The sequence below is a fragment of the Endozoicomonas arenosclerae genome (assembly GCF_001562015.1).
GTDB classification, from domain to species: Bacteria; Pseudomonadota; Gammaproteobacteria; order Pseudomonadales; family Endozoicomonadaceae; genus Endozoicomonas_A; species Endozoicomonas_A arenosclerae.
Genome location: NZ_LASA01000006.1, coordinates 1 through 15,217, shown reverse-complemented (window position 1 = coordinate 15,217; position 15,217 = coordinate 1). Strand labels below are relative to the sequence as shown.

Below are 15,217 nucleotides of genomic sequence, written 5' to 3'. Positions count from 1 at the left end.
AGTCGCCAGACGCTCGTAGCGTTGGTCGCCTTGCTGATAAGCCCGCTCACAGATTTTCTTTATGGCAGGGCCATTCAGGTCACTGTGAAGCCGATCGGTTTCAGCCAGCAGTCGTATATCGGCTTTGGTGTAGCGAGTCTGAAAGCCTCTTGTCGTACACTGGCGACGCTTCACGCTGCCTTTACTGATGTACTGGTTGATCAGTCGAGTCACCTGGGCTCTCGAGTAGCCACTGGCAATGGTCAGGTAGCGGCGGATCAAGCCTTTGTCTCCTTTGCTCAGGGAACGGTATTTGAAGTGGCTGAGGGTTAGCTCAATCCAACGGTAACATTCGTCCTTGGAGTCCCAGCCGGGCTCCAGACAGTCTGCTTGTGAAAGGAGGCTTCTTACATCCTCCAGGGTTTTGATGAAATGGGTGTTCATGATGATTTTCATATCCTCATCATGAACGACAGTGCTGAAGTCGGCTCATTTCATGTTAGAAACCAGCCCCTTCTTCAGGCTCATTTCATATTGGAAGAGACTAACAGTCCTGGCAGGCTGGGACTGAGCATGGACGGTTACACTCTGGAACTCTACATAGACGAGGCAACTCACACCGGTACCGAGATGACATTGACGCAAATTTATAAAAACGACAATGGCAAGTGTTCTCCCTACAAAAGTGCAGGTATTTCAATCAGTGACACCAGCGTCGCTGACATCTTCATTAATACCGGTAGCCCAGAACTCTGCCAGTCAGAAGGAGGCACTGTCTGGACCCGGGTTGCTTACCATAAAAACAACCCATCGGCAGAGTGATCCGTTCAGGAGCCAGCCCTGTTATGACAAACAAATCAGGCCTTCCAGCTGTGGTATTAATCGCTCTGACGTACTTTACTTCTGAACATGCGCAAGCAGGTACAGGATGGTATGTCACCATCGTCAATAACTACAGTGAAGAACTGCTCATCCATTCTTCAGGCAACGACAACTGGTACTGCAACGATTTCTGTTCGGAACAAAGAATTGAACCTGGAGGACAGAGAACCTTTTATACCGAAGAAAAAGAAAGAAGTCGTAACAATGCAGCTATACAGGGACTCGACTTTAATGGAACCCATGTCGAACTTTATCAGGGTGGACACAGTTACACCGGTACACAGATTGCCAGCACTCCTGTTTACACCAGTTTTTTCCTGGATTGCATTCATTACTCGGAGGCAGGTATATCCTCGAGCCATACCAGCGCAGTTAGAGTAGACAACATGTTTGCCGGTAGCTCTGACGCCTGCCTCAACAGTGGCGGTTTCGGGACAGTGCATACCACCATTCGCTACACAGGAAACTAGAACAAGATCACTCAAGACCATTTCCAGCAACAGAGATCTCTCGCCTTTTCAGACAGAGGAAAGCAAAAATATGCTCCATACGAATCACAAACTTACCTGGGTTCCCACCTTCATTCTTACCATGTGTACAAGCTTTCAGGCCCTGGCAGGAACCGGCTGGTTTGTCACTATTATCAACAATGATCGGGAAATCCTGACAGTTAACTCCGCAGGTAACGATAACTGGTATTGCAACGATTTATGCGGCATGCAGAAAATCATGCCAATGAGTACGAGAACCTTTTATACCGAAGAAAAAGCGACAAACTTCAACAAGTCAGGTATCCAGGGCATCGATATGAACGGCGTACACGTCGAGTTTTATCAGGATGACCATGCGCACAGTAATACAGAAACCGTCATCACCAATATCTATAAAGATGCTGCGTTTGAAGGTTGCCAATATCATGTAGCGGCTGCCGCTTCATCCAGCCACCCTGAACTGACCCGTATTACCGCATTGGGTGGAAGTAAGACATTTTGCAATGGTCGCTTGGGAACAGTATGGGTCACTATCGAGTATAAACCGGCACAGCCCTCTTCCGAGTAATAAGCTTTATGATTAAGGGGTAAAAGCGGTCCAGTCCACAGACAATGCATTCACAACATTATTCCAGTCACTGTCATGTAAAAGCACCCAGTCCTTGCCATTATAAAACTGAATCTCTCCGGACCTGGGAGGTTTGCCATCAGTAATGATGGGAAAGACTTTTCCCAAAGCTATAACTGCTCGGGGGTTACCACCCTGTGACCAGTCTGCCGATAACTGGGTGACACCCGTGGTAACATGATTCGCCAGCCAGTTGGCATCATGCAGCTCGGTCCAGTTTTTACCATTAAAATACTCTATTGCTCCGCCACTGTTTGGCTGATACTGCCCTAATACGATCAGGACTTTGGGAGATGAGTTCCCTTGCCAGTTCACCTCCATCTGATTAACGGGAGCCAGCCACCCTGTGCCCAATAATTCATGCCATTGACTTCCGTCGTAATATTCCACAGCGCCTCCTGCGGTGTGAAGGTTATACTGCCCTAGCCCTACGACGACTTGAGGGTGATCAACGTCTTGCCAGCGAGCAGCCATCTGATTAACCGGCGCAACCCAACCTGTATTGTGCAACTCCCTCCAGTTACTGCCATTAAAATATTCCACGGCTCCTGCCGTTGTTCCTTCGTCAAACTGCCCAAGACCTGCCACAACCCAGGGTTTACTGTCTTTAGGCCAGAGAACGCTCATTTGATTCACACCTGCCGCCCAGCCTGTACCTTGCAGTTCACTCCAGCCACTGCCATCAAAATACTCAACCGCTCCCCCGGGGGTTTTGCTATTGTATTGTCCAAGACCTACAGCCACTCTCGGGGTACCTGAAACAGACCAGTCTACCGATAAGCCATTGGCGGGCGCGGTCCAGCCCGAGTTATGAAGTTCCTTCCATTTATAGCTGTCGTAGTAGGTAATCAATCCGCACTGCATACCCGCAACAACCTTCGGCCAATCGCCCCACTTAACCACCATTGAAACAAGATGTCCGGCATTGTACTCAGGAGAGTTTGATTTGTAGCATTGCACGTCTGCCAACAATTCATGCCATTTTTGACCGTCATAGTACTCAACAGCGCTATTATCGAGACCGACGACTATACGCGGTAACTGACCGCTACTTCTCCAATCGACCGACAGAACCCTTGCAGGAGACCCCCAGCCAGCATCATGAAGCGTTTGCCAGTCGTTGCCATCAAAATACATCACCGCACCACTGTCCATTGCTGCAACAAAAGGCGGCCCTTTCATGGAACGGGCAATGGCAGTTCTCATTAACTTAGGATCAAGGGCTATAAACTCAACCTGATTTTCTCTGGCGTTTTTTTTGAGGGGATTTGAGCTTTCCTTTGCAGAAACTGAAGCGGCAATTAGAAAGCTTAAAAGGCAATAAAAGAGACACCGAACGACTTGCATGGCACTCACCTGCTAATTCTGGAACAGGAAAATGGTTTGAAAGCTCACTCTGAGAATCACCAGTAAACATTCATCTGGCTGATACCATCAGTCCACGAAGTGTCATGAAGCTCATGCCACTGATGGCCATCATAGTACTCAACCGCACCACCGGGCTCGGAATTATTATCTCCATGGTAACGACCTAAACCGATCACCACCCTTGGATTACTTTGTGAAGGCCAGTTGGCACTCATCTGATTGACTGGCGCCGCATAGCCCGTGTCGTGCAACTCAACCCAATTTTTCTCTCCGTTAAAATACTCGACAGCGCCACCTTTATAAGGCGAGCGATCTCCAAGATACTGTCCATACCCGACTACAACCTGGGGATAATCCTGCCAGAGAACTGAAACCTGATTAGCGGGTGCCAGATACCCCGTGCCATGAAGCTCATGCCAATGGGAACCGTCATAGAACTCTATAGCGCCTCCTGCAGTCCCGATATCGTAATTCCCCAATCCAGCAACAATCCTGGGATCATTACTACCCTGCCACTGAACACTCATTTGTCGAACATCTGCAGTCCAGCCTGAATCATGCAGCTCTCTCCAGCTCTTATCGCTATATAGTTCCACAGCTCCATTTCCTAAACCCTTCAGAATTCTGGGTATTGGACCAGCCATCGACCAGTCAACAGAGAGTGACGTGCATTGCGAGTTATGCCCTGCATCAGCAAGCTCTTTCCATTCACTGTCCTTGTAAAATTGAACCACTCCAAACCCATGAACCATATCGAGTACATACACTATCTCCCTGTTCCCTTTCCAATTGACCGATATCTGTTTGGGTACACTGTTTATACGCCACCCCTGATCATTAGTCTCTATCCATTGCTTGCCATTGGTGATTTCAGTCCATTTCTGGCCGTCATAATACTCAATGGCAGCACTCACTAAGCCAACCATAATTCTGGGACGCTCCCCAGACCAGTCAACATCCATTACCCAGACGCTGTTGCCCCACCCTGAGCCGTGTAACAACTCCCATCTCTGACCGTTGTAATAACTGACGGAACCATTTTCCTGTCCAACGACCACAAAAGGGGTAATGCCAACTACCTTGCTGGACAGAACAACACTATTGCCAAAAGCTCCTAACTGTTGCCAGTTCTTCCCATTAAAAAAGTGCACAGCTCCACTGTCTTCCTGAGACAAAATGATCCTTGGATGAGGATCATCAAATACTTTTTCTTCAATAACCGATGAGTGACCACTGGCTTTGGCCGTACCCTGTATTCCGACCGGAAGCAATGAGGATAAGACAACCGCAAGAAAGAGCCATTTTGAATAGACTGGGCGCATGGCAATGCCCTCCTGCTCAACGATGAGGTGACCTAACAGTAGGCTCTTATCTACCCTCCATCAAATTGTTCAAGTAAGCGACACCTCCTACAATTCAGACATAGAATGACCAAGAAGATATATTCCATCTTGATAATATCTCTCTATCACCCAGCATCGGAGTACGGTCAATGAAATCCTCTCTCCTCGCCTGCATAAGCCTTATTGCCTGCTTGATTTATCAACAGGCAAAGGCAGGAACCGGCTGGTCTGTCACGATAGAAAATCAATCTTCAGAAGATTTATTAATTGAGTTCGCAGGCAATGATAACTGGTACTGCAATGACTTCTGCGGTCCATCCCGCATCGGAGCATCACAGTCGAAAACCTTTTATACCGAGGAGAAAGAACGCACCGTTAACAATGCAGCGATTCAAGGGATAAACCTGAACGGCACTCATATTGAAATGTATCAGGGAGGCCACACCCACACTGGACAGGAGTTGGCACAGGTTCAAATTTTCAAAGATACAAGAGTAGGTGTTTGTGACGAGATGACCGAGGCAGGGATTTCGGCCTCACATCCCAATGCCGTTTCTATCTCCTGGTTTAACGCAGGTGGCCACCATTCATGCCAGGGCTTTTTTGGCACTGTTAGCCTTACTCTGATTTACAAAGGCAAAAACCAGCAATAAAGCGACCATTTATCCCCATCTAACCCAAATGAACTAAATAAAAATAAACCAACTGATTTAAAGTAGGCAGAAAGTAGCCTGGATACTCTGTGAAAAGAGTATCAGCGCTGAAGATGCTGTCCCTCCAAGCGCTGTAACTGCAGCATTTTCAGAGCCGACATTAGCTCGAAATAAACAGCCATGAGCTACTAAAAAATAAAAACAATAATGGAACGGAATTCGCGCAGTGAAGACTTTTCTTTCTATCGCCTCCAGTACCACCACCGGTGTGCTGGCCGCAGGGCTCACCCTGTTCAGTGGGGCTGTCTCGGCAGAGACATCAGCCTCTTCCAAAGTACCGGCAAAGCTGCCCTTTGAAGTCACCGAGGAGCGGGTTCGCTGTGCCAATTACGATCCTCTGAAACAGCCTTTTTTTGGCGACCTCCATGTTCATACCAGTTACAGCTTTGACTCCTTTGTTTCCAGCCAGAGAAACACACCCTGGGACGCATACCGTTACGCCAAGGGTGAAGCCATAACTCTGCCTGATGAGAGAGGCGATCAGAAAATCATAGCCAAACTTCAGCGTCCTCTGGATTTCACTGCGGTCACTGACCACGCCGAGTTCCTGGGTCAGATCAATGTTTGTGCGGATGACCCCAGTAAGCCTGGCTACTGGTTCCCCTACTGCATGATGACCCGAAGCAACACTTACCCCATTCAGCTGCTTGCCGCAGATTACTGGCAGGGGCTGGGTGTTAGTGGCACCAGTGCCAATAAAGAGAAATCTTACGCCTGTATACTTTCAGACTGTGATGCAGGTCAGGCCAAGTACTGGAATAACATTCAGCAGGCTGCAGAAGATCATTATGACCGTACCGAAGCCTGTAGCTTTACGACCATGGTTGGTTATGAATACACCGATGCGCCTGAATTCAAGAACATGCACCGTAACGTAATTTTCAGGAACGATCGGGTCGTAGAAAAAACCATTTCTACCTATGAGACCGGCAGCTACAACTACCCCGACTTATGGAAAAAGCTTCGCAAGGACTGTACCGACAAAGGCAATGGCTGTGATGTGATCTCTATTCCTCACAACCCTAACTTGTCGGGCGGTTTGATGTTTCGCGACCCTCTGAATGATGAAGAGCGGGACAACAGAATCTACTTTGAACCCCTGGTCGAACTGGTTCAGCACAAAGCCGCTTCCGAATGTCGTTATGACCGACTGGCAGGTCGTGGTGTCCAGACCCAGGATGAACTCTGCGACTTTGAACAGACCGTTGCAGACAACCTGAGTATGCTTGGCACTGTCTACGGAAAGGTCATGGCAGAAGGCGCTAAGCCGGTTCCCATTGATGAGTTTGCACCTCGTAACATGGTGCGTAACGCTTTGAAAGACGGCCTAAAGCTCGGTCAGGACGATGGCGTTAACCCCTTCAAAATGGGCTTTATCGGCTCATCTGATACCCACAGTGCCAGCCCTGGTGGTGTCGAAGAAGATAACTTTACCGGCCACCTGGGTAAGCGTGACTCTGGCTACAGAAATGTTCAGGACCATTTCTTTGATAACCCCGGTGGTCATGCCGTTGTCTGGGCTGAAGAAAACTCACGTGACAGCCTCTTTAATGCCATGAGACAGCGTGAAGCCTATGCCACCAGCGGAACCCGTCCGATTGTGCGCTTCTTTGCCGGCTGGGACTTCAAGCCTGAAATGTGTAAGGCCTTTGATCTGGTTAAACAGGGTTACGACCGCGGTGTCCCCATGGGTGGCGATATGAAAGCCAGACCCGGCAACGAAGCCCCCACTCTGCTGGTGACTGCAATGAAAGATCCTGGCATCTTTGGCAATCCTGGCACAGACCTGCAACGTATCCAGATCATCAAGGGCTGGGTGGACAAAGACGGCAAAACTCATGAGAAGGTCATTGATATTGCCGGTAATGCCAATAATGGTGCCACCGTTAACAAAAAGACCTGTGAACCTGAAGGCCAGGGCTTTGCCAGCCTCTGTGGTGTCTGGCAGGATCCTGAGTTCAACCCTGAACAGCCTGCCTTCTACTATGCCCGTGTCGTAGAAAACCCCAGCTGCCGCTGGAGCACCCTTCAGTGCAAGTCTTACGGCGTTGATCCTTTCTCGCCGAACTGTGAACAACAGGCTGCAACCCAAACCGAGAAAATGGATGATTTCGGAGACATCTTTGGCCGCTGCTGTATTGATCCGAAAAATGAGCCGTTCTACTCGCCCACCATTCAGGAACGTGCCTGGACATCACCTGTCTGGTACACACCTGAAGGCAAGGAACCCGTTAAAACAGCTTCTCTCGAAAGGTAATTCAATATGATAAGACGTATGGGAAAGCGTCTGTTGTTATCACCTTTACTGCACTGCCTCTGGCTTGGCATGGCCCTTCTCTGGGTCACTGCCGAGCCGGAGCCAGCTCCGGTGATTTCCATCAGCGAACAGCAAATAAAAGATCTTCAGGTTCAATGGCAATTGCAGACTGGCAGGGCTCCCGATGCCCACCGAACCGCCATGCTCATTGATGCCAGTATTGAAAGTGAAGTTTTATTTCAGGAAGCCATGAATCGTCGCTTTGACCAGCTACCTGTGGTTAAAAATCGACTTCAACAGTTGGGAGGTTTTCTCAAACTGACCGAGGGCGACGCCGATGCCCGGGAACGTGAAGCCCTGAAACTGGGGCTTGATAAAACCGATCCATTGATTCGCCGCTATCTGGTGTCCTCAATGAAAGAGGTGATTGCAGCCGAAAGCCCGGTAGAAGCTCCTGATCAAAAGGCATTGGAAGCCTACTATCAGGATCATAAAGAAGAATATCGCCAGCCCGGTGTAATCAAGATCAGTCATGTTTATTTTGGTGGCTTTGAACAGGATGCTTTAAACAGGGCCAACGCCCTGCTGGCTGCTATGCCCTCATCTCAATCAGAAGCTATCCGCTCCGGCGACCCTTTCTTCAATGGCCATGAACTGCCCTTTCTCAACGAACAACAACTGTCGAAAAAACTGGGGTCCGAGCTCGCTCAAAATATCATGAAAATGGAAACAGGCCAGTGGCATGGCCCCATAGTTTCCAGCTACGGTTACCATCTGATCTGGATTAATGACAAAAAAGAAGACCATTACCGTCCTCTCCGGGAAGTAGCGGATAACATTCGCTCTGTACTCATCAGAGATAAACGACAGGAACTACTCACAAAAGAAGTCACTGAGCTGAAGAAACATTACGTGATTGAAGTAGCGGATATCAGCCTTGAAGCTGAGACCATGACCTTCCCGGACTTTAGCAGGGAGCGTACGCTATGAAGCATTGCTTGTTATTCTTCTCGCTATTATTGATGCTGATTGGCAAAGCCATTGCTCACCCTATGGCTCCAGGTCTCTGGGCGATGAATGAGCAGAGTCCGGGACACTTTCTGGTGATCTGGAAAACCTCTCTGAAACCCATGCCCGGTATACAGCTCACTCCAATGCTGCCTGAAGGCTGTGTCAGCAACAGTGAACTGGCAGGCCGCAAAGAAGGTACGGGTCAGGTTGTTCAGTGGACCACCAACTGTTCCTCTATCTCAGTCATTGGAAGTGAATTTAAAGTAGACGGGCTGGACGGTAGCCCTTCCGGGGTTCTGTTTCGACTGAAAACGCTGGAAGGCAACAGTTACCACCAAATGCTGACCAGTGATGATCCGGCAATAACCCTTTCAGCCGCTCCCAGTGCCATGGATATCATGTGGACCTACGTGGTTTCAGGCTTTGACCATCTGCTTTCAGGACTGGATCATGTCTTTTTCGTCATCATGCTGACTCTGCTGGTTGGCTGGGGCAGACAACTGGTCTGGACCATCACTCTGTTTACCCTGGGTCACTCGGTCACACTTTCCCTGACGGCACTGGGTTACGTTAATTTCCCGGTTATGCTGGTTGAAGCCATCATTGCCCTGAGTATCGTAGTAGCAGCCGCCGAAGTGATCAGGAATGATTCAAACAGCCTGTTCAGAAGACGACCCTGGTTAATGTCAGGTGGTTTTGGTCTTCTACACGGAATGGGATTTGCCGGTGTACTGAGCGAATTCGGTCTACCAGCCAATGATATTCCTCTGGCCCTTGCTGCCTTTAATATCGGTATTGAGATCGGTCAGCTTCTGGTCATCGCAGTCTTTATTGTGATCTGGAAAGGTATTCTCAAAATCAAATCCAACTGGTCTTCACTTTCTCAACAAATGGCAAGACTGACACCGGCTTACACGATTGGAGCAGTTGCTGCACTTTGGTTCTGGCAACGAATCGGTATCGAACCTTTACTGGCCAGTTAACAAGCAAACTTTTTCCTCTCCAAATGTTTTTTTGGAGAGGAAAATACTTATTCTCAGCCCTATCCAGCGATTAATTCTTGAATACATTTGCGACAAATGATCCTTTGATCTATTTGTTAATGCACTGCTGTTGTTCAAAGCATGGTAATCGCAATGTTGACGCGAATAAGAAAAAAACGTTGCTTCAGTCAACTACTTGGAGCGGTAACACTTTTTTGGCTGTGCACATCCCAAGCACTCGCTTTGGGTTTTATACTCAACATCTTTTTCTTACCGCTTCATCATCAGCTGTTCAGTGGATATTTCACAGCTCTGGATTTATCTGCCTTTCAGTCTTTAGAGCATTGGCAAAGCTTTGAAGTGACAGCCCTTCCTGCACAGGGCGCTTCCCCAGTCCAGGGTGAATATTCAGTGACCTCTATTTCGCAAGCCGCTCGACCTGCAGCCCCTGAAAACCTGAAATATGTCCACAAGCAGGTTATGAAGGCCGCAACGGCTGAACAGGAATCTGAAAGGACACCCACTCCTGAACCTGAGTCTTCCCCCAAATCGACGAATACTCTTAAAAAGTGGATGTCTGGAAAAAACAAAAGCAAGTTGAAAGAAAGCCCCAAAGAAGAGCACCCAAAACCACCCCCAGTCTGTACTGTTGCATTAAACACCCATGGCGCACTTCACAATCGTATCTTTACGGGCGGAAGGGATTTCACTATCTCACATACGCCTGGCGATAGAACTCATGACACAATCATCAATCACACTGAAGACCAGGGGGCATCAGGTTCAAGCACACCTGTGGAACGTGTACTGCTTGTTGATGGAACAACCCGTTTATTAGAACGTTTTGGGGCCAGGGGTTATTTTTCAACTCATGGTGAGTTCAGCTGGACGGAAGGATTTGGTATGCAAAGCGCTCTGGTGGACAGTTCCAAAGACTGGCATGACACCATGTACGATAACCTTTTTGGTGTGGATTGCAGATGGAGCATTCATGCTGTCATTGGTAAAAATGCCGATGCCTCGGGCCAGGTTTTGCTGGGTTTTGTATTCCATCAGCAGCATACCGGTGAGGCTTTTTTTGTGCAGGTTTTTACAACCCAGACAGCACCACCAACCCATGCTCCCCCCATTCCGCCCAGACCACAAAGTCTGCCCAATGTGGCACCCGTTCCTCCTGTAGCAACTGTACCTGATACTTTAACAGACCCGCTGGAGGGGCTGGAGATTCATGACCCACCAGCAACACCGGACCCGTTAGAAAATGACCCTACCTTTCATGAAGACGATTCGGGTATTGATGATAGAAGCCAGGTCTCAACACCACTGTCAGACAGAATGCTTACGCGTCAGAATACACCCACACTAGGATCCCAACCGGGCAGTTTCAACTCAAGGGGAATGACCATTCCCGGCAGCCAACCCCGAAGTGAAGGCTATCACTCAGGCGGAACGAGTGTTCATAGTCCGGCACTGTTTACTGTTAAGGGAAACACCCCCGACCGTCCCTCCTATTATACCGTCCGGGTTCAACAACCTCCCCCGCCGCCGCCTCCTCCTGCGCTCCCCCAAGAGCCAGAGATCCCTGAACCACTGGATCTTCGGGAAGTTCCTGTAGAGCGTCACGAACAGCTTATTGTTCACTTCAGGCGAGGCTCTCGTGCCTCCTATGAAGAAAGCAGGCGAGACTATGAACAGGCTTTAAGAGATTACCCACAAAGGCTTGCTACCTATGGTGGGCCTATAACTGATGAAAACAGAAAGCGTCTTACTGATGAATGGCTGAAAGCCTTTCGGGCCGCACGCTTGAACAAGCTCGGAAGGGTTCCCTCTTCCTGCAAAGAAGAGTCTGAAGAGAATAAAAAGAAACCGAATAGTACCGACTTTGATCCTGATGGGGGCTCAGGTGGGGGCTTTTCCGGAGGCAGCCCCTCGTTTATCACAACCAATTTATTCATCAGTCAGTGAAAGGTTAACTCACATCCAGTAACCATTTCTGGGCAGGAGTCAGACGTTGAGCCGTACTCTCAGTCAGCCATTCTTTCTGATTCTGCTGCTGTTGGTTCTGCCGCAAAGTAAAAAAGTCATGCAAAACACGACGACGTCTTCCTGTCTGATTGATGGTTCCACCATGCCAGAGGTGTGCATTGAACACCACAACACTCCCGGCCTTACAAGACAGCTGTATTTCATCAGGATGGGGGTCAAGAGGATTCTTCATAGATTCCCCGGGCTCTGAACTCTGAAGGTGTGTTCCGGGCACCAGCCGCGGTGCCCCATTGGACTGATCCATATCATCCAGAGCCCAGAGGACATTGACCACATGGACTTTGGGGAAGTCCTGACGACCTTTTTTCCAATCTGTATGCAAAGGCTGATGTCCTGCTCCTTTCAAAGCTTCCCGGGCATTCAGGCTGGACAGTTTGAATTCGCTTTTAAATACATAATGCACAACTGACAGTACCAGTGGATGGCACCACACCTTTTCCCAAACTGTTCCTTTGTTCACCAGATTGGCAATACGAATAGCGCCTGCTTCCTGATGGTGCTCTCTGGCCAGATGGCTTCCTTCAACAGCCACCAGCCTGTCAAACGCTTCCCGAAGAGCTTCCAGCCATTCGTCATCGATCAGTGACTCAATAAGAGTAAACCCCTGATGATCAAGACTTTGCTGATGAACTTCAGATAAGGGCTGGCAGCCTCCCATTGCTTTCAAATAATCCTGCCCGAGCATAATTCAGCACCTCTTGAACGGCTGCAGACTGTGAGTTTAATACCTGTAAAGCCTATGCGTTTTCCATTATATTGCGCGGTTCAGAAAGCCTAAGTGGGTACAACGTGAGTAATAGCAGTTTCCAGTTTGAACAAATCGGTGTGATTCACTCCTGCTACCGGCAGAAGTTTGGAATTCCCCGTCAGCCCGGGATCGTCACCGCAGCCGAATCCGAGCTGGAACTGTTACCACCTTATAATCAGGAAAACCTGGTGCGTGGTCTGGAAGGTTTCTCCCACCTTTGGGTGCAATTTATTTTTCACGAAACCATGGAAGAGGGCTGGCGCCCGACCATTCGCCCTCCCCGTCTGGGTGGCCGACAGCGCATGGGAGTTTTTGCTACCCGCTCAACCCACCGCCCAAACCCTGTTGGTTTGTCCGTGGTCAAATTGAAAGAGATTCAATCCGGAAACGGCAAACTGATTTTGAAACTGGCTGAAGCGGATTTACTGGATGGGACCCCGGTTATAGATATCAAACCTTATCTTCCTTATGCCGACGCCCTGCCAGAAGCCGAAGGCGGATTTGCACCTTTACCCGCAGTGATGGCTGAAGTGGAATTCACAGAAGAAGCCATTGCCAAGTGTCAGGCCTATGAGCAGAGAACCGGCCAGGCCCTGATCGATTTAATCCGGCAGGTTCTGGGTCAGGATCCGCGACCCGCCTATCTGAGAGACACTACCGGTAGACGGCATGGTTCAGCGCTTTGGGATGTTAATGTTGTCTGGGAATCCAGAGGCGATCACTTCCTTGTGACGGATCTGGAGCCTTATTCATAACCAATAGTGACCATTCGGCCTGATTCAAAGAGCGTTCTCTGAATCGTATCCGGTGTACTCTGATTCACCATATAATCCGCGAACTGAGCGGCAGCAGGCGATATCAGTTTGCTCCCAACGGTTCTGAGCGCTATACCCATCCCGCCACCTTTTAATACGGCTTTACTGGATTCCTTAGCCACTATGCCTGCGATTTTGGTTGACAAAGCAGCTACTAATCCAGGGCAAAAGTAGTTTACGGGTCTGATGGCTTGAGAGCCCGTCCAGGCCGCTGCAGCACCTATTTGTCCTGCTACATACCCTACAGGCTTCAGACAAGAACTGAGAGCTGCCACTGGAGGACCCACAATGGGCTGAACCAAATTGGTTGCGGGTCTGACTGCACTGGCTAAAACAGGTGCAGCAGCTGCCTTTACAGGATCCAGAGCGGACTCCAGAACCATGCCGGTAAGCATCGATTCAAAGATAAAAACCAGCACTTCTCCTGACTGATCATTAGCCCCATGAGATTGAGAAAAGGGCAACTGACCTACCAGCCCACCGCCGACCTGCTTTTTATACTCGTCATTGAGACTATTGATGACCCCTCTTGAGTCTGGAAGCGGCTGGCTGGCCATCATCATCACCCCATCTTCCAGCACTTGCAGCAAGTCAGCATAATCCGGTGTAAAACACTGATTGGCTTTGAACAACAGATTTCTGAAATTTATGATGCCTTTAATTCCCAATTTGACACCCAGACCTTTGGCATTGGGATGGAAAAAATAATCCTGTCCGTAGTACAGGCCCACCAGATTCACAGGCCCTTTGAATATCTCGCTGATGGTTTGGCTGCCCCCTGATTGATAAGCCCCCTCAGAGGGAAAAAGTGCCTCTGAGACATAAGGCATAACCAGTTTCATATCGGCACATTCAAGACCTGTACCTGCCATGGCAGAAGCCCAAAAGGTTCTAAACCCCTGAACGGTAGTAAGGTCATTGAAATCAATTTTGCCCAGACGACTCAGGAAGGTGTAATAAGTCACCGCGTAAAATGCAGCCACAGTACAAGCACTGTCGCCAGGGTTCATGTTTCTTTCATTTTCAAGCAATGTTTTGAGCTGATCCGCAAAAGTGACCTGGGCCTCCAAAACAGCGTAAGGCATCAGTGACTCTGAGAAAGCCCCGCCTTTAAAATCTCTTAATACCCCTTCGGTAACCTTTTCTCCCAGCCAGAGCACCAGCAGTTTACCAGCATAAAGTCCAGCCACTTCAAACCAGGATTCGACCCTTGAAACGCCTTTGCTATCCGGACAATAAAGCATACCTGACTTTTTATTGGTCTTTATAACCCGATGAACGACTTCCGGCCTGGAGTGACGCGTCACCTCCTGAAGCTTTTGTCCCCCTTGAATAGAGACCGTTTTCAGATAAAAGTCATGGAGGTGATATTCAAATGGCAGCACTGAATGGCCGTTCCTGTCTGAACACTCCTCACTGGTACACTGACCACGTCCCTTGTGGCTCTTTAATTGTCCGTCTTTTCGGTAGGTATATTCGTTATCATCATTCGGCTCGATAAACATGACGGGAGGCAGACGATAACGCACTCTGACCTCTCCCTTCTCCCCGACTGTCACACACTCCTCTTCCTGACCCTTGAGAAGTTTGCCATCCCCATCCAGCTGAAAGAGTGGTGTATTCAGCCAGAGCTCCGGGTCTTCTTCAGCCTTTACCCCTGCCCCCCAGATCACCAAAAACCAGACGAGAATGTTTCTTACAGACATATTGATATGTGCATTAACTACCCGAAAACGTCTCCAAACATGCATAGGCAGTATGCTCTGCTCTAAAGAAACCAAGAATGATACCTTGACTCCTCTGAAGCTTCTTAAGGCCTGATGAAATGGCTTTAAGGAATTGATCTTTCGTTCTTAAGATCATTCTTCCTATACATCCTGATTTCAGGAATCCCCAGACAAATTCATCAGGATTGAGCTCTGGGGAATAGGCAGGCAATACATGTATTCCCAA

The 15,217-nt window shown here is 48.9% G+C and carries 15 protein-coding genes; 9 read left to right on the top strand and 6 right to left on the bottom strand.

What is annotated here, in order from left to right:
• Positions 1–423, bottom strand: a 423-nt coding sequence (locus WG89_RS00705) for a hypothetical protein (RefSeq protein ID WP_216638408.1), incomplete at its 3' end; no start/stop codon positions are given.
• Between WG89_RS00705 and WG89_RS00700 the strand changes: the two genes are divergently transcribed.
• The 3 genes from WG89_RS00700 to WG89_RS00690 all read left to right on the top strand — a co-directional run bounded on the left by WG89_RS00700 (position 412) and on the right by WG89_RS00690 (position 1,920).
• Positions 412–801 carry a hypothetical protein gene (locus tag WG89_RS00700; protein WP_062260165.1) on the top strand — a complete coding sequence of 130 codons (390 nt, stop codon included), beginning with the start codon at positions 412–414 and terminating at the stop codon, positions 799–801. The two genes, WG89_RS00705 and WG89_RS00700, sit on opposite strands and share 12 nt — an antisense overlap.
• A gap of 23 nt (positions 802–824) precedes the next feature.
• Positions 825–1,331 carry a hypothetical protein gene (locus WG89_RS00695; RefSeq protein ID WP_062260163.1) on the top strand — a complete coding sequence of 169 codons (507 nt, stop codon included), beginning with the start codon at positions 825–827 and terminating at the stop codon, positions 1,329–1,331.
• A gap of 70 nt (positions 1,332–1,401) precedes the next feature.
• A complete protein-coding gene (locus WG89_RS00690; RefSeq protein WP_062260161.1) occupies positions 1,402–1,920 on the top strand; it encodes a hypothetical protein in 519 nt (172 codons plus the stop codon).
• A 12-nt stretch (positions 1,921–1,932) separates the two neighbouring features.
• Here the strand turns inward: WG89_RS00690 and WG89_RS00685 are convergent, their stop codons facing one another.
• Positions 1,933–3,327 (bottom strand): hypothetical protein, encoded by a 1,395-nt coding sequence (locus WG89_RS00685; RefSeq protein WP_062260159.1) that lies wholly within the window; start codon positions 3,325–3,327, stop codon positions 1,933–1,935.
• A gap of 56 nt (positions 3,328–3,383) precedes the next feature.
• On the bottom strand, positions 3,384–4,670 hold the full coding sequence (locus WG89_RS00680) for a hypothetical protein (protein ID WP_062260158.1): 1,287 nt from the start codon (positions 4,668–4,670) through the stop codon (positions 3,384–3,386).
• 212 nt (positions 4,671–4,882) lie between these two features.
• On the opposite strand from WG89_RS00680, the gene WG89_RS00675 reads away from it, so the two are divergent.
• The 5 genes from WG89_RS00675 to WG89_RS00655 all read left to right on the top strand — a co-directional run bounded on the left by WG89_RS00675 (position 4,883) and on the right by WG89_RS00655 (position 11,620).
• Positions 4,883–5,344 carry a hypothetical protein gene (locus tag WG89_RS00675; protein WP_172806664.1) on the top strand — a complete coding sequence of 154 codons (462 nt, stop codon included), beginning with the start codon at positions 4,883–4,885 and terminating at the stop codon, positions 5,342–5,344.
• A gap of 226 nt (positions 5,345–5,570) precedes the next feature.
• Positions 5,571–7,661, top strand: coding sequence for a DUF3604 domain-containing protein (locus WG89_RS00670; protein WP_245662850.1), 2,091 nt, complete (start codon positions 5,571–5,573; stop codon positions 7,659–7,661).
• A 6-nt stretch (positions 7,662–7,667) separates the two neighbouring features.
• Positions 7,668–8,651: a peptidyl-prolyl cis-trans isomerase gene (locus WG89_RS00665; RefSeq protein WP_079253592.1), complete on the top strand. Its 984-nt coding sequence runs from the start codon at positions 7,668–7,670 to the stop codon at positions 8,649–8,651.
• A complete protein-coding gene (locus WG89_RS00660) occupies positions 8,648–9,655 on the top strand; it encodes a HupE/UreJ family protein (protein ID WP_079253591.1) in 1,008 nt (335 codons plus the stop codon). Before WG89_RS00665 ends, WG89_RS00660 begins: the two co-directional genes overlap by 4 nt.
• A gap of 243 nt (positions 9,656–9,898) precedes the next feature.
• On the top strand, positions 9,899–11,620 hold the full coding sequence (locus WG89_RS00655; RefSeq protein ID WP_062260149.1) for a hypothetical protein: 1,722 nt from the start codon (positions 9,899–9,901) through the stop codon (positions 11,618–11,620).
• Between the two features lie 4 nt (positions 11,621–11,624).
• Here WG89_RS00655 and WG89_RS00650 read toward each other — a convergent pair whose 3' ends face one another.
• Positions 11,625–12,386 (bottom strand): phytanoyl-CoA dioxygenase family protein, encoded by a 762-nt coding sequence (locus WG89_RS00650; protein WP_062260147.1) that lies wholly within the window; start codon positions 12,384–12,386, stop codon positions 11,625–11,627.
• 104 nt (positions 12,387–12,490) lie between these two features.
• Here WG89_RS00650 and tsaA point away from each other — a divergent pair, with 104 nt between their 5' ends.
• Complete coding sequence (tsaA, locus tag WG89_RS00645; protein WP_062260145.1) at positions 12,491–13,204, top strand: tRNA (N6-threonylcarbamoyladenosine(37)-N6)-methyltransferase TrmO; 714 nt, start codon at positions 12,491–12,493, stop codon at positions 13,202–13,204.
• Here the strand turns inward: tsaA and WG89_RS00640 are convergent.
• Both WG89_RS00640 and WG89_RS00635 read right to left on the bottom strand, forming a co-directional pair.
• Positions 13,195–14,970, bottom strand: a complete 1,776-nt coding sequence (locus WG89_RS00640; protein WP_062260143.1) for a hypothetical protein — start codon at positions 14,968–14,970, stop codon at positions 13,195–13,197. The two genes, tsaA and WG89_RS00640, sit on opposite strands and share 10 nt — an antisense overlap.
• Before the next feature lie 13 nt (positions 14,971–14,983).
• Positions 14,984–15,217, bottom strand: a 234-nt coding sequence (locus tag WG89_RS00635; RefSeq protein ID WP_172806663.1) for a transposase, incomplete at its 5' end; no start/stop codon positions are given.

What these genes read in the sequence shown, in the direction of transcription:
- WG89_RS00700 (WP_062260165.1), top strand. Translation starts at nt 412, where the DNA reads ATGGGTGTTCATGATGATTTTCATATCCTCATCATGAACGACAGTGCT.
- WG89_RS00695 (WP_062260163.1), top strand. Translation starts at nt 825, where the DNA reads ATGACAAACAAATCAGGCCTTCCAGCTGTGGTATTAATCGCTCTGACG.
- WG89_RS00690 (WP_062260161.1), top strand. Translation starts at nt 1,402, where the DNA reads ATGCTCCATACGAATCACAAACTTACCTGGGTTCCCACCTTCATTCTT.
- WG89_RS00685 (WP_062260159.1), bottom strand. Translation starts at nt 3,327, where the DNA reads ATGCAAGTCGTTCGGTGTCTCTTTTATTGCCTTTTAAGCTTTCTAATT.
- WG89_RS00680 (WP_062260158.1), bottom strand. Translation starts at nt 4,670, where the DNA reads ATGCGCCCAGTCTATTCAAAATGGCTCTTTCTTGCGGTTGTCTTATCC.
- WG89_RS00665 (WP_079253592.1), top strand. Translation starts at nt 7,668, where the DNA reads ATGATAAGACGTATGGGAAAGCGTCTGTTGTTATCACCTTTACTGCAC.
- WG89_RS00660 (WP_079253591.1), top strand. Translation starts at nt 8,648, where the DNA reads ATGAAGCATTGCTTGTTATTCTTCTCGCTATTATTGATGCTGATTGGC.
- WG89_RS00650 (WP_062260147.1), bottom strand. Translation starts at nt 12,386, where the DNA reads ATGCTCGGGCAGGATTATTTGAAAGCAATGGGAGGCTGCCAGCCCTTA.
- WG89_RS00640 (WP_062260143.1), bottom strand. Translation starts at nt 14,970, where the DNA reads ATGTCTGTAAGAAACATTCTCGTCTGGTTTTTGGTGATCTGGGGGGCA.